This window comes from Rhizobium sp. 2MFCol3.1, from assembly GCF_000377565.1.
GTDB lineage: Bacteria > Pseudomonadota > Alphaproteobacteria > Rhizobiales > Rhizobiaceae > Rhizobium.
On the sequence record NZ_KB898357.1, the window covers coordinates 170,197 to 196,366 of the forward strand.

Annotated in this window: 25 protein-coding genes and 1 pseudogene; 17 read left to right on the forward strand and 9 right to left on the reverse strand. The window is 61.6% G+C overall.

Annotation, left to right across the window (positions count from 1 at the left end):
- Window positions 1-54 precede the first annotated feature (54 nt).
- Both D460_RS0112175 and D460_RS0112180 read right to left on the reverse strand, forming a co-directional pair.
- A complete protein-coding gene (locus D460_RS0112175; RefSeq protein ID WP_026283064.1) occupies window positions 55-1,272 on the reverse strand; it encodes an FAD-dependent oxidoreductase in 1,218 nt (405 codons plus the stop codon).
- 78 nt (window positions 1,273-1,350) lie between these two features.
- Window positions 1,351-1,542: pseudogene (locus D460_RS0112180) on the reverse strand (gfo/Idh/MocA family oxidoreductase); the annotation flags it as partial.
- Window positions 1,543-1,761: 219 nt separating this feature from the next.
- Between D460_RS0112180 and D460_RS0112185 the strand changes: the two are divergent.
- The 5 genes from D460_RS0112185 to iolB all read left to right on the forward strand — a co-directional run bounded on the left by D460_RS0112185 (window position 1,762) and on the right by iolB (window position 8,693).
- Complete coding sequence (locus tag D460_RS0112185; protein ID WP_018898825.1) at window positions 1,762-2,637, forward strand: MurR/RpiR family transcriptional regulator; 876 nt, start codon at window positions 1,762-1,764, stop codon at window positions 2,635-2,637.
- A 95-nt stretch (window positions 2,638-2,732) separates the two neighbouring features.
- Window positions 2,733-4,670, forward strand: a complete 1,938-nt coding sequence (iolC, locus tag D460_RS0112190; RefSeq protein WP_026283065.1) for a 5-dehydro-2-deoxygluconokinase — start codon at window positions 2,733-2,735, stop codon at window positions 4,668-4,670.
- Window positions 4,671-4,756: 86 nt separating this feature from the next.
- The gene (gene iolD / locus D460_RS0112195; protein ID WP_026283066.1) at window positions 4,757-6,607 is read left to right on the forward strand and encodes a 3D-(3,5/4)-trihydroxycyclohexane-1,2-dione acylhydrolase (decyclizing); all 1,851 of its coding nucleotides are present in this window, start codon (window positions 4,757-4,759) and stop codon (window positions 6,605-6,607) included.
- A gap of 175 nt (window positions 6,608-6,782) precedes the next feature.
- Window positions 6,783-7,703, forward strand: coding sequence for a myo-inosose-2 dehydratase (iolE, locus tag D460_RS0112200; RefSeq protein ID WP_018898828.1), 921 nt, complete (start codon window positions 6,783-6,785; stop codon window positions 7,701-7,703).
- A 192-nt stretch (window positions 7,704-7,895) separates the two neighbouring features.
- Window positions 7,896-8,693 (forward strand): 5-deoxy-glucuronate isomerase, encoded by a 798-nt coding sequence (iolB, locus tag D460_RS0112205; protein ID WP_018898829.1) that lies wholly within the window; start codon window positions 7,896-7,898, stop codon window positions 8,691-8,693.
- A gap of 66 nt (window positions 8,694-8,759) precedes the next feature.
- Here the strand turns inward: iolB and D460_RS0112210 are convergent, their stop codons facing one another.
- On the reverse strand, window positions 8,760-9,191 hold the full coding sequence (locus D460_RS0112210) for a glyoxalase superfamily protein (protein ID WP_018898830.1): 432 nt from the start codon (window positions 9,189-9,191) through the stop codon (window positions 8,760-8,762).
- 347 nt (window positions 9,192-9,538) lie between these two features.
- On the opposite strand from D460_RS0112210, the gene D460_RS0112215 reads away from it, so the two are divergent.
- Entirely contained in the window at window positions 9,539-9,871 is a 333-nt protein-coding gene (locus tag D460_RS0112215; RefSeq protein WP_026283067.1) for a hypothetical protein, read from the forward strand.
- Window positions 9,872-9,930: 59 nt separating this feature from the next.
- On the opposite strand, the gene D460_RS0112220 is transcribed toward D460_RS0112215, so the two are convergent.
- Entirely contained in the window at window positions 9,931-10,374 is a 444-nt protein-coding gene (locus tag D460_RS0112220; RefSeq protein WP_018898832.1) for a host attachment family protein, read from the reverse strand.
- A 181-nt stretch (window positions 10,375-10,555) separates the two neighbouring features.
- Here D460_RS0112220 and D460_RS0112225 point away from each other — a divergent pair, with 181 nt between their 5' ends.
- The 3 genes from D460_RS0112225 (at window position 10,556) to D460_RS0112235 (ending at window position 12,665) form a co-directional block, all read left to right on the forward strand.
- Window positions 10,556-10,957 carry a DUF2177 family protein gene (locus D460_RS0112225; protein WP_018898833.1) on the forward strand — a complete coding sequence of 134 codons (402 nt, stop codon included), beginning with the start codon at window positions 10,556-10,558 and terminating at the stop codon, window positions 10,955-10,957.
- A gap of 109 nt (window positions 10,958-11,066) precedes the next feature.
- Window positions 11,067-11,462 (forward strand): hypothetical protein, encoded by a 396-nt coding sequence (locus D460_RS0112230; RefSeq protein ID WP_018898834.1) that lies wholly within the window; start codon window positions 11,067-11,069, stop codon window positions 11,460-11,462.
- 90 nt (window positions 11,463-11,552) lie between these two features.
- Complete coding sequence (locus D460_RS0112235) at window positions 11,553-12,665, forward strand: pyridoxal phosphate-dependent aminotransferase (RefSeq protein WP_018898835.1); 1,113 nt, start codon at window positions 11,553-11,555, stop codon at window positions 12,663-12,665.
- Between the two features lie 131 nt (window positions 12,666-12,796).
- On the opposite strand, the gene D460_RS0112240 is transcribed toward D460_RS0112235, so the two are convergent.
- Window positions 12,797-13,063, reverse strand: coding sequence for a sel1 repeat family protein (locus D460_RS0112240; RefSeq protein WP_018898836.1), 267 nt, complete (start codon window positions 13,061-13,063; stop codon window positions 12,797-12,799).
- A gap of 436 nt (window positions 13,064-13,499) precedes the next feature.
- On the opposite strand from D460_RS0112240, the gene D460_RS0112245 reads away from it, so the two are divergent.
- From D460_RS0112245 to amn, 3 genes are all read left to right on the forward strand, one after another.
- Window positions 13,500-13,838: a DUF2147 domain-containing protein gene (locus D460_RS0112245; RefSeq protein ID WP_018898837.1), complete on the forward strand. Its 339-nt coding sequence runs from the start codon at window positions 13,500-13,502 to the stop codon at window positions 13,836-13,838.
- Between the two features lie 170 nt (window positions 13,839-14,008).
- A complete protein-coding gene (locus tag D460_RS0112250) occupies window positions 14,009-14,218 on the forward strand; it encodes a hypothetical protein (protein WP_245267735.1) in 210 nt (69 codons plus the stop codon).
- A 119-nt stretch (window positions 14,219-14,337) separates the two neighbouring features.
- Window positions 14,338-15,840, forward strand: a complete 1,503-nt coding sequence (gene amn / locus D460_RS0112255; RefSeq protein WP_018898839.1) for an AMP nucleosidase — start codon at window positions 14,338-14,340, stop codon at window positions 15,838-15,840.
- A gap of 15 nt (window positions 15,841-15,855) precedes the next feature.
- Here the strand turns inward: amn and D460_RS0112260 are convergent, their stop codons facing one another.
- Window positions 15,856-16,818, reverse strand: a complete 963-nt coding sequence (locus tag D460_RS0112260; protein ID WP_018898840.1) for a lysylphosphatidylglycerol synthase domain-containing protein — start codon at window positions 16,816-16,818, stop codon at window positions 15,856-15,858.
- A gap of 69 nt (window positions 16,819-16,887) precedes the next feature.
- Here D460_RS0112260 and D460_RS0112265 point away from each other — a divergent pair, with 69 nt between their 5' ends.
- Together D460_RS0112265 and D460_RS0112270 are read left to right on the forward strand one after the other, a co-directional pair.
- Window positions 16,888-17,904 (forward strand): glycosyltransferase family 2 protein, encoded by a 1,017-nt coding sequence (locus tag D460_RS0112265; protein ID WP_018898841.1) that lies wholly within the window; start codon window positions 16,888-16,890, stop codon window positions 17,902-17,904.
- Window positions 17,897-19,393: a glycosyltransferase family 39 protein gene (locus tag D460_RS0112270; protein WP_018898842.1), complete on the forward strand. Its 1,497-nt coding sequence runs from the start codon at window positions 17,897-17,899 to the stop codon at window positions 19,391-19,393. The genes D460_RS0112265 and D460_RS0112270 overlap by 8 nt, the downstream gene beginning before the upstream one ends.
- 7 nt (window positions 19,394-19,400) lie before the next feature.
- Here D460_RS0112270 and D460_RS0112275 read toward each other — a convergent pair whose 3' ends face one another.
- Window positions 19,401-20,768, reverse strand: a complete 1,368-nt coding sequence (locus D460_RS0112275) for an aspartate aminotransferase family protein (protein WP_018898843.1) — start codon at window positions 20,766-20,768, stop codon at window positions 19,401-19,403.
- A gap of 83 nt (window positions 20,769-20,851) precedes the next feature.
- Between D460_RS0112275 and D460_RS0112280 the strand changes: the two genes are divergently transcribed.
- Complete coding sequence (locus D460_RS0112280) at window positions 20,852-22,204, forward strand: glutamine synthetase family protein (protein ID WP_037111277.1); 1,353 nt, start codon at window positions 20,852-20,854, stop codon at window positions 22,202-22,204.
- On the opposite strand, the gene D460_RS0112285 is transcribed toward D460_RS0112280, so the two are convergent.
- Window positions 22,201-23,145 carry a diacylglycerol kinase family protein gene (locus D460_RS0112285; protein WP_026283068.1) on the reverse strand — a complete coding sequence of 315 codons (945 nt, stop codon included), beginning with the start codon at window positions 23,143-23,145 and terminating at the stop codon, window positions 22,201-22,203. The two genes, D460_RS0112280 and D460_RS0112285, sit on opposite strands and share 4 nt — an antisense overlap.
- Before the next feature lie 298 nt (window positions 23,146-23,443).
- Here D460_RS0112285 and D460_RS0112290 point away from each other — a divergent pair, with 298 nt between their 5' ends.
- The gene (locus tag D460_RS0112290) at window positions 23,444-24,661 is read left to right on the forward strand and encodes an MFS transporter (protein WP_018898846.1); all 1,218 of its coding nucleotides are present in this window, start codon (window positions 23,444-23,446) and stop codon (window positions 24,659-24,661) included.
- Here D460_RS0112290 and D460_RS0112295 read toward each other — a convergent pair.
- Window positions 24,632-25,039, reverse strand: coding sequence for a helix-turn-helix domain-containing protein (locus tag D460_RS0112295; protein WP_018898847.1), 408 nt, complete (start codon window positions 25,037-25,039; stop codon window positions 24,632-24,634). The two genes, D460_RS0112290 and D460_RS0112295, sit on opposite strands and share 30 nt — an antisense overlap.
- A 103-nt stretch (window positions 25,040-25,142) precedes the next feature.
- On the opposite strand from D460_RS0112295, the gene D460_RS0112300 reads away from it, so the two are divergent.
- On the forward strand, window positions 25,143-26,156 hold the full coding sequence (locus D460_RS0112300; protein WP_018898848.1) for a zinc-binding alcohol dehydrogenase family protein: 1,014 nt from the start codon (window positions 25,143-25,145) through the stop codon (window positions 26,154-26,156).
- The last annotated feature ends 14 nt before the right edge of the window (window positions 26,157-26,170 follow it).

The following is a 26,170-nucleotide window of genomic DNA, read 5'->3' on the forward strand; positions in this document are numbered from 1 at the left end:
TGGGGGACGCAAGCGCTTTTCGGCTTTGTCCCTGAAGAAAAAGCCGGCTTATTTCTAAGCCAGCAATTGCTTCAGATCGGAAGACCCATCGGCGAGGATGGACTTGTCGGGGTTTATGCCGAGTTCCAGCATCTTCTTGCCGCTGACATAGGCCTTGGCATCGTTGATCGCATCGACGGCGATGAACTTGCCTGATTTGAAGTACCAGATCGAATGCGCGCCTTCGCGGGCGCCGGGGCGCAGGAGCGTCTCGTCGTAGCCGAGATTGAAGCCGGCGATCTGCAGCTTCACGTCATATTGATCAGACCAGAACCAGGGCTTCGGCTCGTAAGGCGCGTTGCCGCCTGCGATGATGGCGGCGGCCGCGTCGGCCTGATCGACGGCGTTCTGCACCGATTCGAGACGGATGCGCCCGCCCTGCCAGGGCAGTGCCGCGCAATCGCCGGCCGCGAAGATCGACGGATCGGAGGTGCGCGCGAATTCATCGACGACGATGCCGTTCGCGACTTCGAGGCCCGATTCCTTGGCGAGCTGGTCGTTCGGCGTCACGCCGATGCCGACGATGGCGAAATCGATATCGATGATCGAGCCATCAGAGAGTTCGGCGCCGACGAGCTTGCCGTCGCGGCCGATCAGATGCTTCAGGCCGGTCTTTTCGCGAATCTGCACGTCGTGCTCTTCATGGATGACGCGCATGATATCCGCGGTCTCCTTGGCAGCGACGCGCTGGAGAATGCGGTCGGCCATTTCGATGACGGTGACTTCAAGGCCCAGATGGCGCGCGACGGCAGCCGCCTCGAGGCCGATATAACCGCCGCCTATAATAAGGACGCGGCGGCCGGGGCGCATTTCGGCGGCCAGAAGATCGGCATCGCGCTTGTCGCGGGCGACATAGACGCCTTTGAGATCGCCACCGATCGCGGCCGGCAGACCACGCGGGGTGGAGCCCGTCGTCAGCGCCAGCGTGCCGTAGTCGATGGTAGAGCCATCCTGGAGGACGACCTGCTTCTTGTCGCGCTTGATCTGCTCGACCCATGTGGAGAGGCGAATCTCGACTTCGTTGTCGGTGAACCATTGCTCGGGGCGAAACAGCAGGCGGTCGAAGCTCATTTCGCCGAGCAGATACTTCTTGGTAAGCGGCGGGCGCTGGTAGGGCAGCACGTCCTCGGCGCCAAGAATGGTGATGGGCCTGATATCCTTGAGCGCGCGCAGCTTGGCCGCCATTGCAAAGCCTGCCTGACCTGCGCCGATAATCACCAATCTGTCCGTCACGATATCACTCCCGCATTCACTGTATTGAGCAAAGGCCTATCCCCTGCCCCTTGCGTCGTCAACCGGAGCGGAGCGCCGTCAGGCGATCTCGATCCAGCGGCGCTGGTGATAGGACTCTGCCATGGCGTGAACAGACTTTTCTATCCTAAGACCGTCTTCGAATGTGACCATCACCGACGGCTCACCGGAAATCGCACGTATGAGCTCGCGGCATTCGATGATCTTCAGATCGTTGAAGCCGAGGCCGTGACCCGGCGCGGGAATGAAGCGGCCGATGCCCAATGACTTCATGATATCCTCCCACTCCTATCATGATTTTGGAATGCTTGGACCATTTTGACAAAAATGGCGCGCAGCCCAGAAACAGATGAAAGCCATCAAACACCGGAAATGGCTCGATATTCCCCGCATAAAAAACAAATATGCCGGGGAATGGAAATCATCTATGGTCGGGAAACTGGAATATACGTTTCATTTTCGGATCAGCACATGGACAACGACCCCAAGGCCCCCTCTCGCGTTCCCAGGGATTTCGAGAGCCTGCGCAGCACGATCATCGAGCGCAAGGCGACCATGCCGAAGCGGCTGGCGCAGGTGGCGGCCTTCGCGCTTGCCAATCCCGACGAGATCGCATTCGGCACGACGGCAAGCATCGCGTCCGCTTCCGAGGTTCAGCCCTCGACGCTGGTGCGGCTTGCGCATCACCTGGGATATGAGGGCTTTTCCGACCTGCAAAGCATTTTTCGCGAGCGCCTGCGCGACCGGACGCTGACCTATGAAGAGCGGTTGGTGACGCTGGAGCAATCGGGCGGCGAGGACGAGGACGCCAATCTGCTTTCCGGCTTCATTTCGGCCGCCGGCCAATCGATCAACCGGCTGGCGGCGACCGTTCAGTCGGACACGTTCAGCAAGGCGGTCGATATTCTGGCGGCGGCCGACACCATCTATCTGATCGCCAAGCGCCGCTCCTATCCGCTGACGGCGCATATGAGTTACGCCTTCTCCAAGCTCAATATCCGCCACCAGATTGTCGCTTCTCCGAACGGAGTCGATGCCGAGACCGTCCAGTTCGCCACGCCGAAGGACGCGGCGATCGCGGCGAGTTTTTCGCCCTATGCCGCAGAGAGCCTCGGCCAGGCGGAGATGCTGAAGGAGCGCGGCGTGCCTGTTGTCGTCATCACCGATTCGGCCTTTTCGCCACTCGCCACCAGCGCTGCCTGCTGGTTCGAAGTGGCGGAGGCGGACTTTGCCGGCTTCCGTTCGCTTTCGGCCTCGATGGCGCTGACCATGGCGCTGCCGGTGGCGATCGCCGAGCGGCGGCGAAAGCTGGGGCAGCCAAAATCCAAAAAAGCAAAAATGGAATAAACATTCTGAATTGACATTCAAACGGAACCGATGTTTCATTGATCAATATCACCGACGGACATCCACGCCGGACTGAAAATGATCGGGAGGACATGATGGCACTAACTCAACCGGGCGCGAATCCGGGGCTGCCGCTTGATGTGATCACCATCGGCCGCTCTTCGGTCGATCTCTATGGCCAGCAGATCGGTTCCAAACTCGAAAACATCGCGTCCTTCGCCAAGTCTGTCGGCGGCTGCCCGGCGAACATCGCGATCGGCACGGCGCGCCTCGGCCTGAAGTCGGGCCTGATAACCCGCGTCGGCGATGAGCAGATGGGCCGCTTCATTCGCGAGCAATCGGCACGCGAGGGGGTCGCAACCGACGGCATCGTGACCGACAAGGAGCGGCTGACTGCGCTGGTGCTTCTGGCGGTCGAGGCCGAAGGCGTCTCGCCGATGATCTTCTATCGTTCCGATTGCGCCGACATGGCGCTCGAAGAAGGCGATATCGACGAAGCCTATATAAAGTCGTCACGCGCGGTGCTGGTGTCGGGAACGCATTTCTCGCGGCCGAACACGGAAGCGGCGCAGCGGAAGGCGATCCGTATCGCCAAGGCCAACGGCCGCAAGGTGATCTTCGACATCGATTATCGTCCGAACCTCTGGGGTCTTGCCGGCCACGCGGAAGGCTTCGAGCGCTATGTGAAGTCGGACCGCGTGTCTTCGAAGATGAAGGAGACCCTGCCGGATTGCGACCTGATCGTCGGTACGGAAGAGGAAATCCTGATCGCGTCCGGCGCCGACGACGTGCTCGGCGCGCTGAAGGAGATCCGCCGCCTGTCGCCCGCGACAATCGTCTTGAAGCGCGGCGCCATGGGCTGCATCGTCTATGACGGGCCGATCTCGGACGATCTCGAAGCCGGCATTGTCGGCGAAGGTTTTCCGATCGAGGTGTTCAACGTGCTGGGCGCCGGCGATGCCTTCATGTCCGGCTTCCTACGGGGATGGCTGAAGGACGAGCCGCTGAAGACCTGCGCCACCTGGGCGAATGCCTGCGGCGCCTTCGCGGTCTCCCGCCTGCTCTGCTCTCCTGAATATCCGACCTGGGCGGAACTCGATTTCTTCCTGAAGAACGGCAGCAAGCATCGGGCGCTGCGCAAGGACGAGGCGATCAACCACATTCACTGGGCCTCGAACCGCAAGGGCGACATCCCGCTCCTCATGGCGCTCGCCATCGATCATCGTTCGCAGCTGACAAGCGTCTGCGACGAACTCGGCGTCGACTACAAGCAGATCGTCGCCTTCAAGCGGCTGGCGGTGGAAGCTGCCGCCCGCGTCGCCGATGGCCGCAGCGGCTATGGGATGCTGATCGACGAGCGCTTCGGGCGCGACGCCTTTTTCGACGCGGCGACCAAGAATTTCGCCTGGATCGGGCGGCCCGTCGAACTGCCCGGCTCGAAGCCGCTGCGTTTCGAGTTCAGCCAGGATATCGGCTCGCAGCTGGTCGAATGGCCGCTCGATCATTGCATCAAGTGCCTGTGCTTCTATCATCCCGACGATCCCGCAGAGCTGAAGAGCGAGCAGCAGGAGAAGCTGCGGACGCTGTTCGAGGCAGCGCGCAAGGTTGGCCGCGAGCTTTTGGTCGAGATCATCGCCAGCAAGAACGGGCCGCTCACCGACGACACCATCTCGACGGCGATGGAAGAGCTCTATGCGCTCGGTATCAAGCCGGACTGGTGGAAGCTGGAACCGCAGGCATCGAGCGCGGCGTGGAAGAAAATCGACGCCGTCATCGCAAAGAACGACCCCTGGTGCCGCGGCATCGTGCTGCTCGGGCTGGAGGCGCCGGCGGATGAGCTGGTGAAGGGCTTCGAGGCGACGTTGGCAGCACCTTCGGTCAAGGGCTTTGCCGTGGGACGGACGATCTTTTCGGATGCGGCGCGGGCCTGGCTGTCGGGCAAGATCGATGACGAGCAGGCGGTGGCCGACATGGCCGGACGCTTCCGTGAACTGACCGAGGCGTGGTTGAAAACACGCGGGCTAGCTTCTTAATTGCGAATAGCCCCCTCCCCAGCCCGGTGCATTAGGCGAGGCGTTGGGGAGGGGAAAACGGATACGAGAATTGCGGGAGGAGCCTTATGGGCAAGACTGTACGATTGACGATGGCTCAGGCCGTCACCCACTTTCTGAAGAAGCAGATGACTGTCATCGACGGCAAGACGGTGCCGATCTTCGGCGGCGTCTGGGCGATCTTCGGCCATGGCAATGTCGCGGGCATCGGTGAAGCGCTCTATCAGGTGCGCGGCGAGCTGACGACCTATCGCGCGCATAACGAGCAGGGCATGGCGCATGCCGCGATCGCCTTTGCCAAGGCGAGTTTCCGCCAGCGCTTCATGGCCTGCACGACATCGATCGGCCCCGGCGCGCTCAATATGGTGACGGCGGCGGGCGTGGCGCATGTCAACCGCATTCCCGTGCTCTTCCTCCCAGGCGACGTCTTCGCCAACCGCGCGCCGGATCCGGTGCTGCAGCAGATCGAGGATTTTGGCGACGGCACGGTTTCGGCCAACGACGCCTTCCGTCCCGTCTCGCGCTATTTCGACCGCATTACCCGGCCGGAACAGATCATTTCGGCGCTGAAGCGCGCCATGCAAGTGCTGACCGATCCTTATGATTGCGGTCCGGTGACACTGTCGCTTTGCCAGGATGTTCAGGCGGAAGCGTTCGACTATCCGGAGAGCTTCTTCGAGGAGCGCATCTGGACCACGCGGCGCCCTCGCCCCGATGCGAACGAGCTGGCGAACGCCATCGCGCTGATCAAGAAGTCGGAAAAGCCTGTCATCATTGCCGGCGGCGGTGTGCTCTATTCGCAGGCGACGAAGGAACTCACGGATTTCGCGGATGCGCATGGCATTCCTGTCGTCGTAACCCAGGCCGGTAAGTCGGCGATCGACGAGCGGCATCCGCTGGCGCTCGGCTCGGTCGGTGTCACCGGCACGTCGGCGGCCAACGCGATCGCCGAGGAGACGGACCTGCTGATTGCCGTGGGCACACGCTGCCAGGATTTCACCACCGGTTCGTGGGCGCTTTTCAAGAATGAGAAGCTCTCCATCCTCGGCCTCAACATCGCCGCCTACGACGCCGTCAAGCATGATGGGCTTCCCCTGGTGGCAGATGCGCGCGAGGGGCTGAAGGCGATCTCCGAGGGTCTTTCCGGCTGGAAGGCTCCGGCGGCACTTTCGGCTAAGGCCGAGAAGGAAAAGAAAATCTGGATGGAAGCCGCCGCCAAGGCGATGGCATCAACCAATGCGGCGCTCCCCTCCGACGCCCAGGTGATCGGCGCCGTCACACGCACGATCGGCGGAGAGAACGCGATCGCGCTCTGCGCGGCGGGCGGCTTGCCGGGCGAACTCCACAAGCTCTGGCCGGCCACGGCGCCGGGCAGCTACCACATGGAATACGGCTTCTCCTGCATGGGCTACGAGATCGCCGGCGGCCTCGGCGCCAAGATGGCGCATCCCGACAAGGACGTCGTCGTCATGGTCGGCGACGGATCCTACATGATGCTGAACTCCGAGCTCGCGACCTCGGTGATGCTGGGCCTGAAGCTCAACATCGTGCTCTTGGATAACCGCGGCTATGGCTGCATCAACCGGCTGCAGATGGGCACAGGTGGCGCCAACTTCAACAATCTGCTGAAGGACTCCTATCACGAGGTGATGCCCGACATCGACTTCCGTGCACATGCCGAAAGCATGGGGGCGATTGCGGTCAAGGTGTCTTCGATCGCCGAACTTGAACAGGCGATTATCGATTCGAAGAAGAACGACCGGACATCGGTATTCGTGATCGATACCGATCCGCTGATCACGACGGAGGCCGGCGGACATTGGTGGGATGTGGCTGTGCCGGAGGTGAGTTCGCGCGAGGAGGTCAACAAGGCGCGCGCCAACTACGTGAAGGCGCGCGAAGCGCAGCGGATTGGGTGAGTTGAAGCGTTAGAGCAAGTGGCCCCCTCATCCGCCCTTCGGGCACCTTCTCCCCGCTGGGGAGAAGAGACCCGTGGTGAGGCGCTCGCTCCGATCTCCCCTTCTCCCCTCGGGGAGAAGGTGGCGGCAGCCGGATGAGGGGGCTCCGGGCACAAACATTTGAGGAGAAACAACAATGAAAGCCAAACTTGGCATGTCGCCCATCGCGTGGTGGAACGACGATCTTCCGGAGCTCAGCGACGACGTATCGCTCGAGGAATGCCTGCGCCAATCGCGCGGCGCCGGCTTTACCGGCATGGAACAGGGGCGCCGGTTCCCCAATAATCCTCGCGAGATGCTGCCAATCCTGAAGGCCGCCGACGTGACGCTGTGCGGGGGCTGGTTTTCTGGCACGCTCGTCGATGAGGAGCTTTCGGCCAACAAGGATCGCATCCAGCCGATGATCGAGCTGTTCAAGGCCGTCGATGCGCCCTGCATCGTCTATGGCGAGGTCGGCCGCTCGATCCAGGGCGATCGTTCCAAACCGCTTGCCACCAAGCCGAAGCTCGCGGACGACGAGATGAAGGCATATGCGCGCAAGGTCACGCAATTCGGCGAATGGTGCGCGGAACAGGGCATGCCGCTTTCCTACCACCATCACATGGCGGCCGTGGTCGAGACAGAGCCGGAACTCGACGCCTTCATGCGCAATTCTGGCGCCGGCATTCCGCTGCTGCTCGACGCCGGCCACCTCGCCTTTGCCGGCGGCGACGTGCTGCGCGCCATCGACAATCACCACGCCCGCATCAACCACGTCCACGTCAAGGACATCCGCAAGTCGGTGGTCGACGGTCTCGATCGCAGCCGGCAGTCCTTCCTCGACGCCGTGGCGCTCGGCGCCTTCACGGTGCCGGGTGACGGGTCGCTCGATTTCGGGGCGATTGTGAAGCGTTTTGCCGATTACGGCTACGAGGGCTGGTTCGTCGTCGAGGCCGAGCAGGACCCACGCAAGGCGCCGCCGCAGAAGATGGCGGAGATCGGTCACGCCGAACTGATGCGGGTGATGACGGCTGCCGGATATACGGTGGAGACGGAAGGGTTTCCGAAGGGGGCTTGAAGGCCTCAGGGCGAAACGCTTGAGAACGCTGGAGCAAGTGGCCCCTCATCCGGCTGCCGCCACCTTCTCCCCGCTGGGGAGAAGAGACTCGGAGCAGGCCGCTCGCGCCAACCTCCCCTTCTCCCCCACGGGGAGAAGGTGCCGGCAGGCGGATGAGGGGGCCGCACCCACAACGATATCGAGGAGAAACAAATGCCAAACCTCAAAGTCAAACCAACAGGCACACACGGCCGCGTCACCCATGTCACGCCCGAGAGCGCCGGCTGGACCTATGTCGGCTTCGACATGCACCGGCTGAAACCAGGCGAGACCGTGTCCGGCGAAACCGGCGAGCGCGAGGTGTGCTTGGTCTGGGTGAGCGGCAAGGGCAAGGCCAGCGCCGGCACGCGTGACTTCGGCACGCTCGGCGAGCGGATGAGCCCGTTCGATGGGGCGCCGCATGCGCTTTACATCCCAATGGAATCGGCATGGTCGGTGACGGCCGAGACCGATCTGGAGCTGGCGGTCTGCTCGGCGCCGGGCGGTGGCGCCTACGAGGCGAAGGCGATCCCGCCGGGCACGCATCCGGCGCTGACGCGCGGCAAGGGCACCAATGTGCGCTACGTCAACAACATCATGCCCGAGGATGACGCATCGGCCTATTCGCTGCTCGTCGTCGAGGTGATCACGCCGGGCGGGCATACCTCTTCCTACCCGCCGCACAAGCACGACCAGGACAATCTGCCGAACGAGAGCTTCCTTGAGGAGACCTATTATCACCGCCTGAACCCACCACAGGGTTTCGGCTTCCAGCGCGTCTATACCGACGACCGGTCGCTCGACGAGGCGATGGTGCTCGAAGATGGCGACGTGACGCTGGTGCCGAAGGGGTATCACCCCTGCGCTGCCACCCACGGCTACGATCTCTACTATCTCAACGTGATGGCTGGCCCGAAGCGCGTCTGGAAGTTCTACAACGCGCCGGAGCATGAATGGCTGCTCAAGGCCTGAGACCGGAAGCATGACGACAAAAGCCGCGCCTCGGCAGCGCGGCTTTTTCGTTTCAGGTGCCCGGCATCAGATATCGAGCACCAGCTGCGGCAGGCCGTTCGAGGTTTTGCGCGGGGATACGCCGTTTTCGTCGACCTGCGCGTTGACCCTCTGGCGAAAGGCCGAGAAGCTCTCGAAGGTGACGACATCGACGGGTTCGTCGAAATGAAGCGTCAGCTTGTGCAGGCCGCCGGATTGTTCGCCAAGTGCCAGGATCTTGCCGGTGAACGGCTGGTTGAGGTATCGACCGCTCACCCGCGCGCCGACTGTGAGTGCGGCAAGCGGCGTCGTATTGGGCCTGCTTGCCAGCGCCGAGAGCGTGTTCCAGTCGCGGACACCGTGTTGGCTGGCGATAAGCTCCAGAGCTGCGCTATGCGAGATCGGTGTGCCACTGGATTCCATGGCGCCACGTAATCGCTTTGCCTGGGCCTTCAGATCGTCGATCGAAGGATAGTTCATGGTTCAGCCTTTCAAAAAGGCATGCTGTTCGAAGCAGTTGGGAGCTCGCATTGCCACCAGTCAGCATGCACAAAGGGCTGTGACCGTTCATTACAGGAGATCTTCACCATGGATTTTCATCCGCGAGCGGCAGGCATCTCGAACCGGTTTTCGGTATGAGGCAGGGACGCACATCTGTCAACCTGCGCAAATTTCCGGCAAAACTGACGAATACTGCCTAAAAATGGGACTTTTGAGCGCCGCAATCTACATAAGCATCTAGTTTTAAAGATCTTTTTCAGAACTATTCAGCACACTTGCCCTAGATTGAAACCAGACAACCAGCGGAGGCGACCATGGCCTTTCAGATGCACCTCGATACTGCACATCCCGAACCGGAGCAGGCTTACCGGGAATTCGCGCTTGATCGCCCCGGCAAGATCATTTTCGTCGGCCATCACCTCAGCACCGCTACCCAACTCCGCTGCCTGATCCGCAGCATCACGCTCGCCGGCGCGACGCTCGAAGTGAACGCGTCGATCGAAATGCCGAACCACTTCTTCCTGGAAATCCTCGGCATTCAGGATGAAATCGGTGCGACGCTGGTGAAACGGGAGGGCGACCTCGCGACAATCAGCTTCAACATGCTGATCAATCCGGAGTTCCTGCACCACGTGCTGCGCCTGAGCTTCGAAAACTAGGACCAGTCACCCCTAGAAAAAGAGCGGGCTTGCGCCCGCTCCGGCGTCGCCTGCTGTCCTCAGGCCGCCAAACGCCGTTCGATCTGATCGATCGGCAGGTTCGTATAATCCTTGGGAATTTCGGCCGAGATAATGGCCTGCGCCTCGACGCTGAGGTTGGAACGAAGCGTTCCGAGCGCGCGCGGCGGCGCTACCAGCACGATGTTGGTCGCGTCTTTCTCGATGATCAGATCATCCAGCTTGAACGCGATCTGCTTCAGGAATTCCGCCTCGGCCTGATCGTGCCAATCGAGTTCCTCGACCGCGCTGCCCCGACCATCCGCGCTATGGGCCCGGCCGGGCTTGTCGGTGCCGATTTCGCGATCGGGCTCGTTTGGTTGCGCCAGGGTTTCCCTGACCTTGAGATCGACGCCGCTAACGTCGCCGTCATTCTGCATAATCAGAGCCTTGCCTCCGTCGCATACCACAACCCAGGAATTTCGCGGCACTCTGATGTCAGCCATATCAGTCTCCTTGATCTTCTTTCTTGAGCGCGAAATTCGCACTCGTGAGCACAGACTTGTGCTCGTGAACAAGAAGCAAACGCCCGGGGTCGTAAAGAGTTCAACGATTTGTGGAATTCGCGCGATAGGCAATCCAATCCGTGTAGAGCACGTACAGAGAGGCAAACGTCAGGACAGGATCATGAAAACAGCTCTCGTCGCCTATGCCGGTTCATTTGGTACCCTGCTCGTGTTGGATGCCATATGGCTCGGCCTCGTCGCCCGGACATTCTATCGCGATCAACTGGGCGATCTAATGCTGCCGTCGCCGAATTTCGGCATCGCCGCGATCTTCTATCTCTTCTTTGCCGTCGCCGTGGTGGTGCTCGCCGTGCTTCCGGCGATCGCGTCTGGGTCCCTATGGACTGCCGTCATTTACGGGCTGATCCTGGGACTTGCGGCGTACGGGACCTATGACGTGACGAACCTCGCCACGCTGAAGAACTGGCCGCCGCTGATGAGCATTGTCGATCTCGCCTGGGGCGGCTTTATCACCGCGATGACGGCCGCCGGCGGATTTTTTGCGGTCCGAGCCTTCAGTTAAATTCTCATTCACTAAAATTGTAGTGACTTCGTTGATGATTGCGCAAAGCATTCATGTGACGCTCCATTGGAAAGACTAGGATTTTTCTGATTTTAGGAGTGTGCCTGCGATGTCGATGCTCAACAACACGCACCTCACGACGGTGAAATCGGAGATTTACGAGACCCGGTGGGAGCAGTTCAACGTACGGCGTCCGGCCCGCATCGTTGCCGTGCGGCCCTGCCTGACAGGTGTCTCGATGCGTAGCGCCGAGATCATCGACATCTCCCGCGGCGGCGCCACGCTTCTCGTCGCTTCGGCGACCGGTCTTCCCAAGCACTACTATCTCAACATCCTCGGGCTTGCCTATCGCATCGGCTGCGCCGAGGTTTCGCGGCGTAATGAGCGCCTGCATGTGCGCTTCATCAACACGATCGAGCCCGAGGTATTGCGCCGCGTCGTGCGTGCCGACTTCATGATCGGCAATATGGAAGCGATCAGCGCGAGCCGCACGATCAGCATGTAATAGGCTTACCCGGGGAATAATCGTCCTTGCCATGGCACCATCAGCGCCTATTGTTGGCGCGATTTTCATAGCCTTGGGAAATGCCCTTCAATGTCTGCCTTCTCGCGCTTCACACCGCTTGTCAGTGCCCTGCCCTCCACCGTTCCCTTTGTCGGCCCAGAAGCCATCGAGCGCCAGCGCGGTCTGATCGTCAAAGCGCGCATCGGCGCCAACGAAAACGGCTTCGGCCCCGCCCCATCGGTGCTGACGGCGATGCGCAACGCGGGCGCTGATATCTGGAAATACAGCGATCCCGAGAACTACGATCTGAAGGAAGCACTTGCCGCCCATCTCGGCACGAGCGCTGCCAATATCGCCATCGGCGGCGGTATCGATGAGCTGCTCGGGCAGATCGTGCGCATGGTGATCGAACCCGGCGCACCCGTCGTCACGTCGCTCGGCGGCTATCCGACCTTCAATTTCCATGTGGCAGGATTCGGCGGCCGGCTGGTCACTGTTCCCTATGTCAACGATCGCGAAGATCTCGACGGATTGCTGGATGCGGTGAAGCGCGAAAATCCGCCGCTCATCTACTTCGCCAACCCTGATAATCCAATGGGCAGCTGGTGGGATGCCGACCGCGTGGTGGCTTTCGCCCGCGCCATCCCTGAGACAACGCTGCTGATCCTCGACGAGGCCTATAGCGAAACGGGTCCGGCCAGCGGGCTGCCGTCGATCGCATCGCTGATCGACCTGCCCAACGTGATCAGGACGCGCACCTTCTCGAAGGCATACGGCCTTGCCGGCGCGCGCGTGGGCTATGCGATCTCGACGCCGGGTACCGCACTCGCCTTCGACAAAATCCGCAACCATTTCGGCATGAACCGGATGGCTGTCGCCGGCGCAATCGCCGCGCTGAAGGATCAGGCTTATCTCTCGGACGTGATTGCCAAGATCCACGCCGCGCGCGAGCGGATTGCCGGTATCGCCGATGCCAACGGCCTGCAGGCGCTGCCTTCGGCCACCAACTTCGTCGCAGTCGACGCAGGCCGCGACGGCACCTATGCGCGGGCGATCGTCGACGGTCTGATGCAGCATGGCGTGTTCATCCGCATGCCTGGTGTGGCGCCGCTCAACCGCTGCATTCGCGTCAGCGTCGGCCCTGTCGCCGATATGGACCTGTTCGAGGCGGCATTGCCTCAGGTTCTGAAGTCGATCGGCTGAACAAACGACAAGAACCGCGCCGGCCTTGTTCCTGCCGGTCGCGGTTCGATATGTCGGCGCAGGCGCAAGGCGCCTCGCCATCCCCTCTTCGAGGTTATTGTTTTTATTGAATTGTTTTCGGTGCCGGTATCTTAGTGCACCGTCATCCATTCGCGAGCCGCGCGCAGCGCCTCGACAAGCTGCATCTTGTCCATCGTGGCCGCGAGATCGGCGCGCAGTTCGGCGGCGCGATCGTGGCCCTTGATGGCCGCGATGTTCAGCCATTTGTGGGCCGCAACGAGGTCAACGGAGCATCCGCGACCTGTCGCGTACATCAGACCCATTTCGCAGAAGACATCGGCGTTGTTTTCGCCACCCATGGTGGCCGTTTCAGCATTGTGCATTTCAAAGCGTGCCATCGGTTTTATCCCTGTTTAGCCTGTTATCGACTTACCCTGTTTTACCTCGGAGCCTTGCCGTCTAACGCAGCGTTTGGTCTCTTCGGTTCGGCGGGTTTGCCCCGCTCGTTTGATGGGTTCAATATGCAGCAAGCCCTTCAAAAAACGCCTAAAATGCATGATTAATTTGAGACAAACAAAGTGCAAACGCTTGGTAAAATTGGGTTTTTGTTAAACATCGGATCGCCTGCTCATTAAGGATTCCGGCATTTGTTTAAGGAAAAATTCAGATTTGAAAATCAACCCTTCGTTCACCACGAAATCAGCGTCCAAATGAAAACACACGGAAATTCGTCTTCGCGAACGGGCACTTTCAGGCATGCCGGAACCACGAATATTTACCTTTACGTTCGCGTAAGCTATCGTCCGCAACCTCAGGACATCAGGGAGGAATAAGATGATCCGCAGCCTCATTCTGGCGAGCGCACTGGCGCTTTCCGCGACGCTTGCACATGCCGACGAGCCGATCGCAGGCAATTGGAAGACGGTGGCCGGCGATACCGCCGTGATCGCATCCTGCGGCGGCAGCTACTGCATCACGCTGAAGACCGGCAAATATGCCGGGCGCAAGATCGGCACGCTGACTGGCAAGGACGGCACCTATGATGGCGAGATCACCGACCCCAGCAACGACAAGACCTATAGCGGCTCGGGCACGGTTTCCGGCAATTCGCTGAAGATGAAGGGCTGCGTGCTGGCCGTTCTCTGCAAGTCGCAGACCTGGACGCGCCTGTAACCGAATATCCGGTGCGCCCGGCCCATCGGGCGCATCGTCTCCGTCCTTCCCGCCCATGCTTGTTTCATGAACGGCGGATGAATTCCGATCTCAGCATCGGTTCAGCCTGACCATGGCAAAACGGTGTCATTCTAAAGTGCACTGCGTCGCAAGCAGCACCCGGCGCACACATGACATTCGGAACATGGCACATGGGCAAGGATACGGAAGTGCTTATCATGGCAAGACGCTTCACCATCATCACGCTGTTCGCGGCGATCTTCGCCGTCTCGTTCTCGGCGGCCGTCAACCGCAATGCCGGCGGCGGCGCTCAGTCGCATTTCGGCGCGAACTATACCTGCGTCGACAGAACCAACCCGATCTGCAACAGCGTCAACTGACGCCGCCGCGACCGGCAACCGCCGACCCCGGCTGCCGGTCAATCCTAATCAGTCAGGTCTTGTCATGCTGGTCATGCACGCGTCGTTTGCTTGTTAAGAACGACGTACTATAATGCCTCATGAGCAACCGAATCTCTCCTTCTGCCCCCCTCGACGTCTCGTCTCCGAGCCCCTTCAAGCCGCAAAGTTTCGACGATCCCATCAAGGCCGTCGAAGCGCTGACAGAGCTTTACGAGCGCAACACGACCTTCCTGATCGAGCACTTCAAGGAACTGGCGCAGGGCGCGCCGATCACCTCGCGCTACCGGGCGTTTTATCCGCAGGTGAGCATCGAGACGACCAGCTTCGGCCACATCGACACGCGTCTCTCCTATGGCCACGTCACGGCGCCCGGCATCTACACGACGACGATCACCCGTCCCTCGCTCTTCCGGCACTATCTGAAGGAACAGCTCGGGCACCTGATGCGCAATCATAATGTGCCGGTCGTCGTGTCCGAATCGACCACGCCGATCCCGCTGCATTTCGCTTTCGGCGAAGGCGCGCATGTAGAAGCATCCGCATCGGCCTTCGTCGACGTGCCGATGCGCGATCTGTTCGATACGCCCGACCTCAACACCACCGACGACGAGATCGCCAACGGCGAATATATACCACCGCCGGGCGAGCCCTCGCCGCTTGCGCCTTTCACGGCGCAGCGCATCGACTATTCGCTGGCCCGCTTGTCGCACTATACGGCCACGGGCGCGCAGCACTTCCAGAACTTCGTGCTGTTCACGAACTACCAGTTTTATATCGACGAGTTCTGCGCCTGGGCGCGCAAGTTGATGGCTGATGGCGGCGACGGCTATACCTGCTTCGTCGAACCCGGCAACATCGTCACCCATGCCGGCTCCAGCACGCCGGAGACGGATGCGACGCTGTCTCGGCTGCCGCAGATGCCGGCCTATCACCTGAAGAAGAAGGGCCATGCCGGGATCACCATGATCAATATCGGCGTCGGCCCATCCAACGCCAAGACGATCACCGACCACGTGGCGGTGTTGCGCCCGCATGCCTGGCTGATGCTCGGCCATTGCGCCGGCCTGCGCAACAGCCAGCGATTGGGCGACTACGTGCTGGCGCATGCCTATATGCGCGAAGACCACGTTCTCGACGACGACCTGCCGGTCTGGGTGCCGATCCCGGCGCTTGCCGAAGTGCAGGTGGCGCTGGAAGCGGCCGTGGCCGAGATTACCGGCTATGAGGGCTTCGAGCTCAAGCGCATCATGCGCACTGGTACCGTCGGTACGATCGACAACCGCAACTGGGAACTGCGCGACCAGCGCGGACCGGTGAAGCGGCTGTCTCAAGCCCGCGCCATCGCGCTCGACATGGAATCGGCGACCATCGCCGCCAATGGCTTCCGCTTCAGGGTGCCTTACGGAACGCTTCTTTGCGTGTCCGACAAGCCGCTGCATGGCGAACTCAAGCTGCCTGGCATGGCGACGGCCTTCTATCGCACGCAGGTCAACCAGCATCTGCAGATCGGCATCCGCGCCGTGCAGAAGCTTGCCGCCATGCCGCCCGAGACGCTGCATTCACGCAAGCTCAGAAGCTTCTTCGAGACGGCCTTCCAATAGGCCGCCTCGCTTGCCTCACGCGGGGCGACGGCGACCGAACGGCAAGGAGATTGCCGTTCCCGTGAGCGCGGAAACGATGATCAGCAGATGGGCATTGATGCTTGCACGGGCGAGTGCCGCAATATCGGCGGCATCGCTCGATGCGCCGAAGGCAACGGCGCCAGCCGTGATGCCCGCCGGATAGGTGCCGACACCGCCAGGGGCATGCATCGGCAGCACCGACGACAGCTCGCCGCCGAGCGCGCCGCCGAAGCTCGCAGCCGCCGGCACCACGCCCATCAGCCGCAGCGCCCAGGCAAGCACCAGCACCTTCACCAGCCAATTGATGACGGTCATCGCCCAAGCCCGCGCGAAGGCTGAAGCATTGGCGGGCAGACCATTTTCGACCTCGGCGACGAAGTGTTGCAGCTTCGCAGGCAGGAGCTTCGCAGCAAGGCGCACCAGCGGTTTGCGCGCCGCGAACGCTGCGACCGGCAGCAGCAGGAACGCGGTCCAGAGAAGCCATGCCACCAGCCTGTGCGACGACGCGATGGCGAAGCCGATGCCGGCAGCCGCGAACAACGCATGAAGATCGAGCAGACGCATGACGAGCAGCGCCGCCGTTCCGCGCGCCAGCGGGATGCCGAACTCGGTGCGCATCAACAATGGAAAGCTGGTTTCGCCGGTTCGAAACGGCAGCATGATGTTCAAGAGATTATGAACCTGCGTGACACGAAAGAGCGCCGGGAAACGGCCGCTGGTTTCGCGCGGGAAGTAATCGTATATGCGCCAGGTGCGCAGAAAATAGGTGCTGGTCAAAAGCGCCAGAGCGGCAACGATCGTCAGCGCGCCGACCTCGGCCCATTGCGTAAGAATGGTCGACCAGCCCCAGAACCACTCGATAAAGCCGGCATAGGCCGCGATGATGAAAACCGTGAGCAGCAGCATTCGATTGCGTGCGAACCAGGATTGTCGGCTGGCAACCACCGGAGACTTCATGTACTAGCTTCCTGCCTTCGGCCGACAGAAGAGCGGCACCACTGGGCGGCGTTTTAGGAGAAATACGTGTTGCAGACAACGGCAGAAACACTTTCAGGCGCGATCGACGCCGCTGCTCCCGTCGAACTATCGCTGGTCGTCCCCGTCTTCAACGAAGAAGAAAGCGTTGGCCCGCTGGTCGATCGCATCTGCTCGGCGATGACGCGTTACCCCGACCGCTGGGAACTCATCCTGGTCGATGATGGCAGCACCGACGCCACGCTCGTGAATGCCCGCAAGCATATCGGCCGCGACGGCCTTTCGCTTCGCATTGTGGCGCTGCAGCGCAATTTCGGCCAGACCGCCGCCATGCAGGCCGGCATCGACACGGCCACCGGTCGCCTCATCGCCACCATGGACGGCGACCTCCAGAACGATCCGAACGACATTCCGCAGATGGTCGCCGAACTCGAGCGGCGCGAACTCGACCTGCTGGTCGGATGGCGCAAGAACCGCCAGGACGGACTTTTGCTGCGCAAAGTGCCTTCATGGTGCGCGAACTACCTGATCGGCCGCATCACCGGCGTGAAGCTGCACGATTATGGCTGCAGCCTGAAGATCTACCGCGCCTCTATCATCAAGCAGGTGAAGCTGATGGGTGAGATGCACCGCTTCATTCCAGCCTGGGTCGCGGGCGTCGTTCCGAGCTCTCGCATCGGCGAGATGGTGGTCACCCACCATGCCCGCGCGCACGGCCAGTCGAAATATGGCATCTCGCGCACGTTCCGCGTGATCCTCGACTTGCTCTCAGTCATGTTCTTCATGCGCTACAAGGCGCGGCCGGGCCATTTCTTTGGCTCGCTCGGTCTCGGCATCGGCGGCTTGTCGGCGCTGATCCTGATCTATCTGTTCTTCGACAAGTTCATCATGGGCAATGACATCGGCACCCGACCGATGCTGATGGTCGGCATCGTGCTTCTCTTGTCGTCGGTGCAGCTGATCACCACGGGTATCCTGGCCGAAATGATCGCGCGGACCTACTACCGCGACGACGTCTCGCCGAACTATATCGTGCAGAAGATCTTCGACGGAAACGAGAATGCATAAGCTTCTGGCGCGCAAGCCGGATGCCGTTATCTGGCTGATCGCCGGGTATTTTTGCCTGCAGTTCATGGTTCGCCTCCTGCAGCCGCACGGCCTCAGGTTCGACGAGTCGCAGCAAGCCTTCGTCTCGCAATGGCTGACGCTCGGCTACGATTCACAGCCGCCGCTCTATAATTGGCTGCAATCGATCGTCGTCTGGTTCTTCGGCCTGTCGCTGGCGACCGTCTCCGCGACCAAGAACTTGGTGCTTTTTCTCGTCTACCTGACCTACTACAAGCTTGCCCGCGAGGTGCTCGAGGACAAGCTATATGCGGTTATCGCGACGCTTTCGCTGCTAACCATCCCTCAGCTCTTCTGGGAAGCGCAGCGCGACCTCACGCACACCGTTATTCAGCTTCTGACGATCAACCTCTTTCTCTACGGCGTGATCAAGACGCTGAAGACGCCGTCGCTCGGCTCCTATGCCTTCATGGGGCTGGCGCTCGGGCTGGGGATGCTGTCGAAGTACAATTTCACGCTCGTCGTCGTGGCCGCGATGCCAGCCGTCTGGCTGCATCCTGAAGGACGCGCGCGGATCATGGATCGCCGTTTCCTGCTGTCGATCGCGCTCGCCGTGCTGATTTTTCTGCCGCACGGGCTCTGGCTGCTCCACAATCTCGACATCGCCTCCGGGCGCACGCTCGGCATCATGAAGCAGGATGCGCCGGAAACGGTGTGGGCAAAGCTGGCGCAAGGGCCGTTCAAGTTCCTGCGTCTCATCGTCGTCATCATGGCGCCGACCGTTGTCGTCTACACGCTCGTCTTCGGTCGCTCCTTCTGGCAAAGCCTTCGCGCGTCATCCGAATGGACCCGGTTTTTCACTGCACTGTTCGTGACGATCGCGCTTCTGGTGACGATCTTGGTCGTTACGATCGGCATGACCTCGCTGCGGGACCGCTGGCTGCTGCCGTTCCTGTTCCTCATGCCGATCTTCTTCTGCCTGAAGATGCAGGCCGCCGGGCATCGCGCGGATGGTCACTTCCGCCGCTTTATCGCCGTACCGCTGGTTCTGATGATCGTCATCCCGGCCGCGTTGCTCGTCAGGCCGAACCTGCCGACACTTTTCAATCGCTACGAGGCCTACAACGTCCCCTATAGCGGCTTTGCCAAACACATTGCCGCCGAAGAGACCAAGACGCCTGGTCTCATCGTGACCGACAGCTGGCTGCCGGCTGGCAATCTTCACCTGCAATGGCCGGATGTGCCGCTGATGTCGCGGTTCTTCGACAATATGAAGATCGGCTACGAGTGGACGGCCGACCGGCCGATCCTGATGGTGTGGATCACCAAGGACAGCGGAGCGGCTTTGCCGCCCCTGCTGGCCGAATGGATCACGCAGAACCTCGGCGAACAATATAGCGCCGTCGATGTGAAGAGCACCTCCGTCCCCTATCACCGTGGACGGCCGGAGGACCAGGTCGGGTTCAGCTACGTCTGGATCTACCCGAAGTAAGCAAGCCTCAAGCCTTCAGCTCCTTCCACGCCGCGTCCAGCGCAAGCTTGGCGATTCGTCCCATCTCGTCCACCTCCTCGTGGCTGATGATGAGCGGCGGGGATGCAAGCATTCGGTCACCGGTAGCGCGCAGGATGAGGCCGTGGGCGAGTGCGTGATTGCGCACGAGCGTGCCGACGGCATCGGGCTTTTCGTAGCGGGTGCGGGTTTTCTTGTCGGCGGTAAGCTGCAGCGCTGCCATCAGCCCTATGCTCTGGACCTGACCGACGAGGTCGTGATCGCCGAGCGCGCCCCAGACCTTGGCGAAGTAAGGGCCGATATCGTCGCGAATGCGCTCTACCAACTTCTCTTCTTCGATGATCCTGAGGTTCTCCAGCGCAGCTGCGGCGCAGACGGGGTGGCCGGAGTAAGTGAAGCCGTGGTTGAAATCGCCGACCTCGTTGATGAGGACGTCAGCGACGCGGTCGCTGACCAGCACGCCGCCGATCGGGAGATAACCTGACGACAGGCCCTTGGCGATCGGCGCCAAGTCCGGCTCGACGCCGAAATACTGGTGACCGAACCATTCGCCGAGACGGCCGAAGCCGCAAATCACCTCGTCGGCAACCAGCAGGATGTTGCGCGCCGTGCAGATGCGGGCGATCTCGGGCCAGTAGGTTTCCGGCGGGATGATCACGCCGCCCGCGCCCTGCACCGGCTCGGCCACGAAGGCGGCAACGTTATCCTCGCCGAGTTCATCGATCTTCGCTTCGAGCTCGCGCGCGACCTTGAGGCCGAATTCGGCCGGAGAGAGATCGCCGCCCTCGCCATACCAATAGGGCTGGCCAATATGGACGATGCCCTCGATCGGCAGGTGGCCCTGCTCGTGCATGTATTTCATGCCGCCGAGGCTGGCGCCGGCGACGGTCGAACCGTGATAGCCATTCTTGCGAGAGATCACGATCTTCTTCGACGGCTGTCCGATGGCGCTCCAATAGACGCGGGCCATGCGAAACCATGTGTCGTTGGCCTCGGAACCGGAACCGGTGAAGAAGACGTGGTTGAATCGCGGACCGGCATGGGCCGTGACCTTTTCGGCAAGCAAAGTCGTCGGCGTCGTCGTGGTGCCGAAGAAGGTGTTGTAATAGGGCAGTTCGTTCATCTGCCGCGCCACGGCCTCGGTGATCTCGTTCCGGCCATAGCCGACATTGACGCACCAGAGGCCGGCAAAACCGTCGAGATATTTGCGGCCGTGATTATCCCATACGTGCACGCCTTCGCCGCGCTGAATGATGCGGGTGCCGTCCGCATTCAGCTTCTTCATATCGGAGAACGGATGCAGATGATGAGCGGCATCGATGGCGGCGAGATTGGAGCGCGCGTAAGTATCAGACATGATTTGCTAAACACCCTCGGATATTGAAAGCCTCTTCCCAATGAGTTACGACCTTGGCCTTGTCCGAGGGGATTTTCAAGATCATGGCGAGCGACAACATGCACGGCAAAGCTGCGGGTGGCGATCCGCGCATCGAAATCCTGCTGGTCGGCATGAATGGCGACCTGCGCGGCAAGCAGATCCCGCTCGGAGCGCAGAAGAAGGTATGGGCCGGCGAAGTCCGCCTTCCCTCCTCCACGCAGTCGCTCGATATCTGGGGCGACGACAATGACGATATCACGGGCCTGTCGCTTTCCGTTGGCGATCCCGACGGACAATGCATTCCCGACAAGCGCAGCCTGACGCCGATGCCATGGGCGCCCGAGGGCTCTGTCCAGGTGCTCGCCACCATGCATGAGTTCGACGGCACGCCGAGCTTCATGGACCCGCGCGCCATCCTGCAATCGGTGCTCAACCGCTATGCCGAGCGGGGGCTGACGCCAGTTGTCGCCACGGAACTCGAGTTCTATGTGGTGGCGCCGGACTGGCGCGAGACCGGCCGGCCGATGCCGCCGGCAAGCCTGACCTACCAGGGCGATCCGAACGGCTTCCAGCTCTACGACATGAATGCCGTCGATGCGCTCGACGACTATCTACAAACCGTGCGCGCCTATGCCAGGGCGCAGGGGTTGCCGGCGGATGCGACGACGGCGGAATTCGGCCCCGGCCAGTTCGAGATCAACCTTTTGCACCGCGCCGACGCGCTGGCTGCCGCCGACGACTGCATCTACCTGAAGCGGATCGTGGAGCAGGCGGCGCGAAAGCACGGGCTGAAATCCACCTGCATGGCCAAGCCCTATTCGGACCACGCCGGCTCCGGCCTGCATGTGCATGCGAGCATAATCGACAGCGAGGGCCGCAACATCCTCGACGCTGGGGGTGGCGAGGCGACGAAGCTGAAATCGGTCTGCGCCGGGATGCTGCAGAGCATGCGCGATGCGCAGCTGGTGTTCGCGCCCTTCGCCAATTCCTATCGCCGCTTCCAGCCGGGCTCCTTCGCGCCCGTCGATCTCACCTGGGGCTACGGGCATCGCGGCACTGCCATCCGCATTCCCGACAAGAATGGCCCGGCGGCCCGCATCGAACACCGCGTTGCCGGTGCCGATGCCAATCCCTATCTGCTGCTCGCGGCCATTCTGGGCGGCATGCTGCTAGGGCTCGACGATGAGCTTGACCCCGGCGAGGAAACGACTCCGTCGCACATGCCCGACAATACCACCAAGCTGACGCATGACTTCCTGACGGCGGTCGAAACGTTCAGGGCGTCACCCTTCATCGCGGATGTCTTCGGCGAGGCCTACCAGAAGCTATATGGCGACACGAAGCGGAAGGAGGCGGTCACCCACCTCCGAACCGTTTCCGACTTCGATTACCGCACCTATCTGCCGCGGCTTTAGGACGTCGGTTCGCGGCGTTCGGCCTCATCGACCTGGGCGGCTAGCCCCTGCCTGACGAGAACCTTGAGTTCGCCGGGATGAAGTTTCAACGCGACGTCGCGGGCAAGCGGTAGGAGCTCGCCGTCCATGACGCAATTGGCCTTGGAGTGCACTTTCGGGAAGTGCAGATGCACTTCGGCCGGATGCATGATCATCACGTCGGCATTCTCACGCACCTTTCCGCGCAGGAGATCGATGGCGAGCCGCGCCACGCCCCATGGCTTCAAGGGCTTGGCGGTGTAGAACCCGAGTTCGCCCGATGTCAGCGTATCGGCGTAAAGCAGCGCGTTCTCGCCGAACGGGTTGTTCGATACGGACACGGCCGAGACCTTTCGTCGCTCCTTGATGCCGATCGCCTCGAACTCGACCTCGAATTCCGGCGGATTGAGCACGACGCCGAAGGCCGCGCGGGTGCTGGCGCGCATTTTTCCGAGCCTGGACCGATAGCTGTAGGAATTGCGATAGCGCACCATGCGTGCATGCAGGCCGGCGGAAAACTGGTGAATGAAGGGGCGGTCGTTGGCGCTGGCGATATCGACATGATCGACCTCGCCCGATGCGAGAACATCGAGCGCCTGCCAGATATCGAGCGGAATGCGCAGCGATCGCGCAAACAGGTTCATCGTCCCGGCTGGGATGACGCCGAGTGCCACGCCGTTCTTCCAGGCGATGGAGGATGCGGCCGAGATGGTGCCGTCGCCGCCGCCGGCGACGATGCCGTCGATATCGTCACGGCGTGCGGCGCGCTCCATGGCCGGGACGATCTCCTTGCCCGGAAAGACCACCGCCTCGAAATCATGGCCGGCCTCACGGAACACCCGTTCCGCATGCTTCTCGTACGCCTCCATGTCGGTCGTGCGAAACGTGCCGCCATCGCGGTTGAAAAAACCTATAAGCTTCATCGGGTTCCCGTTGTCCATCGGCTGACGCGCAGGTTAGAAATGGTTCCTTCGCGTGCGATTTCAAGCAGATGGCGTGCCAAATGGCGCCGAGACGAAAAGGCTGGATCGCCACCTCGCCCACGTATGCGCCTGGCGGGATGCTGCGCTGCATAAAACGCACATGACGCATCCCAACAAATCGTAAATTAATACCTCGTTGGAGCAGGCGCTCCATCTCCCTCATTTTCCGCTTGTCCGTCCGGCAGTGACATTCATTGCGCGACTGTTCCAAGCCATTGCATGCCGAAGGAGCTCGCGCTTGAGCCAGGTCGCCGTAAACGATTCCATCGCCGACATCCCCGTCTCCGAGGCGCCCTCGCCCATGGCGGTCGCGCTCGTGCAGCTGGCGCTGGCCTGTGGCGGCTTCGGGATCGGCACCGGCGAATTCGCGATCATGGGCCTGCTTCCCAATGTCGCCGGCACGTTTTCCGTCACCATCCCGCAGGCCGGCTATGTCATCAGCGCCTACGCACTCGGCGTTGTCATCGGCGCTCCCGTCATTGCCGTGCTCGCCGCCAAGATGGCCCGCCGTTCGTTACTCTTGCTGCTTATGGGGATCTTCGCCATCGGCAATATCACGAGCGCCATGGCTCCCACATTCGAGAGCTTCACCATCCTGCGCTTCATCACCGGCCTGCCGCATGGCGCCTATTTCGGCGTCGCGGCGATCGTCGCCGCGTCGATGGTGCCTGTGCATAAGCGCGCCCGCGCCGTCGGCCGCGTCATGCTGGGCCTGACGATTGCGACGCTGCTCGGCACGCCTGTTGCCACCTTCTTCGGCCAGTCGCTCGACTGGCGCGTCGCGTTCACCGCCGTCGGCGTGATCGGCCTCGTGACCATGGCGCTGATCTGGTACTACGTGCCGCGCGATGAAGTCTCCGAGGGTGCGAGCTTCATGCGCGAACTCGGCGCCTTCAAGCGTCCGCAGGTCCTGCTGACGCTTGCGATTGCGGCTGTCGGCTACGGCGGCATGTTTGCCATGTTCAGCTATATCGCCGACACGACGACCGGCGTCGCCATGCTGCAGCCCGGCATGGTGGCCGTGATGATGGTGCTGTTCGGCGTGGGTATGAATGCAGGCAATGTCGTCGGCTCCTGGCTCGCCGACAAGTCGATCATGGGCACGATCGGCGGCTCGCTGGTCTTCAACATCATCGTGCTGACGCTGTTTTCGCTGACCGCCTCCAGCCCCTTCATGCTCGGCCTCTGCGTCTTCCTGATCGGCTGCGGCTTTGCCGCCGGCCCGGCGCTGCAGACCCGCCTGATGGATGTCGCCGCCGACGCGCAGACGCTGGCGGCCGCCTCCAACCACTCCGCCTTCAACATCGCCAACGCGCTCGGCGCGTGGCTCGGCGGCCTCGTCATCGCCTGGGGCTATGGCTCGGCTTCGACGGGCTATGTCGGCGCTATCCTGTCTGCCCTCGGCATCGTCGTCTTCGCGGCTTCGCTACGGCTCGACCGCCGCAGCCGCGGCTGACCCTTCACAGGCCGCCACACCCCTGAGGTGGCGGCCACTGGGGCGGCAGGATATGTTTTCCTCGCCCCACGCGGCCAAGGCTGCGATGACGGGCTTCAATGTCCTGCCGAGCGGCGTCAGCGCGTAGTCCACGCGTGGCGGCACGACGGCAAACACGGTGCGCGACACCAGACCGCATTCCTCCAGTTCCCGAAGCTGCTTGGTCAGCATCCGCTGCGTCACCGATGGCAGCTTGCGGCGCAGTTCGTTGAAGCGCAGCGTGCCTTCCATCAAGTGGAAGAGGATCACGCCCTTCCACTTGCCATCCAGAAAACTCAATGTCGCCTCGACGGGGCATCCGGGGAAGTTCTCGGTCAGCTTGTCTCTCGGCAACGACATTTGACGGTATCCTTTTGGGTACTACGTACAGAATTTGTGCATTCTTGCGCGATCTCAACGTAAGACGCATCTAGCATCCGTGCAACAAACACTGGAGTCTTTCATGCGCGCCGTCGCCTACACCACCCCGCAGCCCATTTCCGCCGAGACATCGCTGATCGACGTCGACCTGCCAATGCCCGAGGCTACCGGCCACGATCTCCTGGTCCAGATCAAAGCCGTCTCGGTCAATCCCGTCGATACCAAGATCCGCGCCGGTGTGGCGCCAGCGGACGGCGAGTTCAAGGTTCTTGGTTGGGACGCGGCCGGCATCGTCAAGGCGGTCGGTCCCGAGGTTACGCTGTTCAAGGTCGGTGACGAAGTCGCTTATGCGGGCGCGATCAACTGCCCCGGTTCCAACGCCGAATTCCATCTCGTCGATGAGCGCATTGTCGGCCGCAAGCCATCAAGCCTCGATTTCGCGGCCGCCGCCGCCCTGCCGCTGACCTCGATCACGGCTTATGAAGCGCTGTTCGACCGGCTGAAGGTGCAGGACGCCGTGCCGGGCGCCGCCAACGCCATCCTCATCATCGGCGGCGCCGGTGGTGTCGGCTCGATCGCCATCCAGATCGCCCGCGCCTTGACCGATCTCACCGTGATCGCGACCGCCTCGCGGCCGGAAACGCAGGCCTGGGTAAAGGAGCTCGGCGCCCACCATGTCATCGACCATTCGAAGCCGATCGCGGCGCAGATGGCCGCGCTTGGCATCGGTGCGCCGGGTTTCGTCTTCTCGACCACCAACACCAGTGATCATCTGCAGGACATCGTCGAGGCCATCGCGCCGCAGGGCCGCTTTGCGCTCATCGACGACCCCAAGACGCTCGACATTGTGCCCTTCAAGCGCAAGGCGATTTCGATCCACTGGGAACTGATGTTCACGCGCCCGCTCTTTAACACCGCCGACATGATCGAGCAGCACAAGCTCCTGAACAAGATCGCCGACCTGGTCGATGCCGGCACCATCCGCACGACGCTGAACGAAACGCTCGGCGTGATCAATGCGGCGAACCTGAAGAGGGCGCATGCGATGATCGAGAGCGGGAAGACCAAGGGCAAGCTGGTGCTCGCAGGCTTCTGATCGCTGCCAGCTTG

Excerpts from the sequence above, each read along its gene's own strand:
- D460_RS0112185 (WP_018898825.1), top strand. The coding sequence starts at position 1,762 with ATGGACAACGACCCCAAGGCCCCCTCTCGCGTTCCCAGGGATTTCGAG.
- iolC (WP_026283065.1), top strand. The coding sequence starts at position 2,733 with ATGGCACTAACTCAACCGGGCGCGAATCCGGGGCTGCCGCTTGATGTG.
- iolD (WP_026283066.1), top strand. The coding sequence starts at position 4,757 with ATGGGCAAGACTGTACGATTGACGATGGCTCAGGCCGTCACCCACTTT.
- iolE (WP_018898828.1), top strand. The coding sequence starts at position 6,783 with ATGAAAGCCAAACTTGGCATGTCGCCCATCGCGTGGTGGAACGACGAT.
- iolB (WP_018898829.1), top strand. The coding sequence starts at position 7,896 with ATGCCAAACCTCAAAGTCAAACCAACAGGCACACACGGCCGCGTCACC.
- D460_RS0112210 (WP_018898830.1), bottom strand. The coding sequence starts at position 9,191 with ATGAACTATCCTTCGATCGACGATCTGAAGGCCCAGGCAAAGCGATTA.
- D460_RS0112215 (WP_026283067.1), top strand. The coding sequence starts at position 9,539 with ATGCACCTCGATACTGCACATCCCGAACCGGAGCAGGCTTACCGGGAA.
- D460_RS0112220 (WP_018898832.1), bottom strand. The coding sequence starts at position 10,374 with ATGGCTGACATCAGAGTGCCGCGAAATTCCTGGGTTGTGGTATGCGAC.
- D460_RS0112225 (WP_018898833.1), top strand. The coding sequence starts at position 10,556 with ATGAAAACAGCTCTCGTCGCCTATGCCGGTTCATTTGGTACCCTGCTC.
- D460_RS0112230 (WP_018898834.1), top strand. The coding sequence starts at position 11,067 with ATGTCGATGCTCAACAACACGCACCTCACGACGGTGAAATCGGAGATT.
- D460_RS0112235 (WP_018898835.1), top strand. The coding sequence starts at position 11,553 with ATGTCTGCCTTCTCGCGCTTCACACCGCTTGTCAGTGCCCTGCCCTCC.
- D460_RS0112240 (WP_018898836.1), bottom strand. The coding sequence starts at position 13,063 with ATGGCACGCTTTGAAATGCACAATGCTGAAACGGCCACCATGGGTGGC.
- D460_RS0112245 (WP_018898837.1), top strand. The coding sequence starts at position 13,500 with ATGATCCGCAGCCTCATTCTGGCGAGCGCACTGGCGCTTTCCGCGACG.
- D460_RS0112250 (WP_245267735.1), top strand. The coding sequence starts at position 14,009 with ATGACATTCGGAACATGGCACATGGGCAAGGATACGGAAGTGCTTATC.
- amn (WP_018898839.1), top strand. The coding sequence starts at position 14,338 with ATGAGCAACCGAATCTCTCCTTCTGCCCCCCTCGACGTCTCGTCTCCG.
- D460_RS0112260 (WP_018898840.1), bottom strand. The coding sequence starts at position 16,818 with ATGAAGTCTCCGGTGGTTGCCAGCCGACAATCCTGGTTCGCACGCAAT.
- D460_RS0112270 (WP_018898842.1), top strand. The coding sequence starts at position 17,897 with ATGCATAAGCTTCTGGCGCGCAAGCCGGATGCCGTTATCTGGCTGATC.
- D460_RS0112275 (WP_018898843.1), bottom strand. The coding sequence starts at position 20,768 with ATGTCTGATACTTACGCGCGCTCCAATCTCGCCGCCATCGATGCCGCT.
- D460_RS0112280 (WP_037111277.1), top strand. The coding sequence starts at position 20,852 with ATGGCGAGCGACAACATGCACGGCAAAGCTGCGGGTGGCGATCCGCGC.
- D460_RS0112285 (WP_026283068.1), bottom strand. The coding sequence starts at position 23,145 with ATGAAGCTTATAGGTTTTTTCAACCGCGATGGCGGCACGTTTCGCACG.
- D460_RS0112295 (WP_018898847.1), bottom strand. The coding sequence starts at position 25,039 with ATGTCGTTGCCGAGAGACAAGCTGACCGAGAACTTCCCCGGATGCCCC.
- D460_RS0112300 (WP_018898848.1), top strand. The coding sequence starts at position 25,143 with ATGCGCGCCGTCGCCTACACCACCCCGCAGCCCATTTCCGCCGAGACA.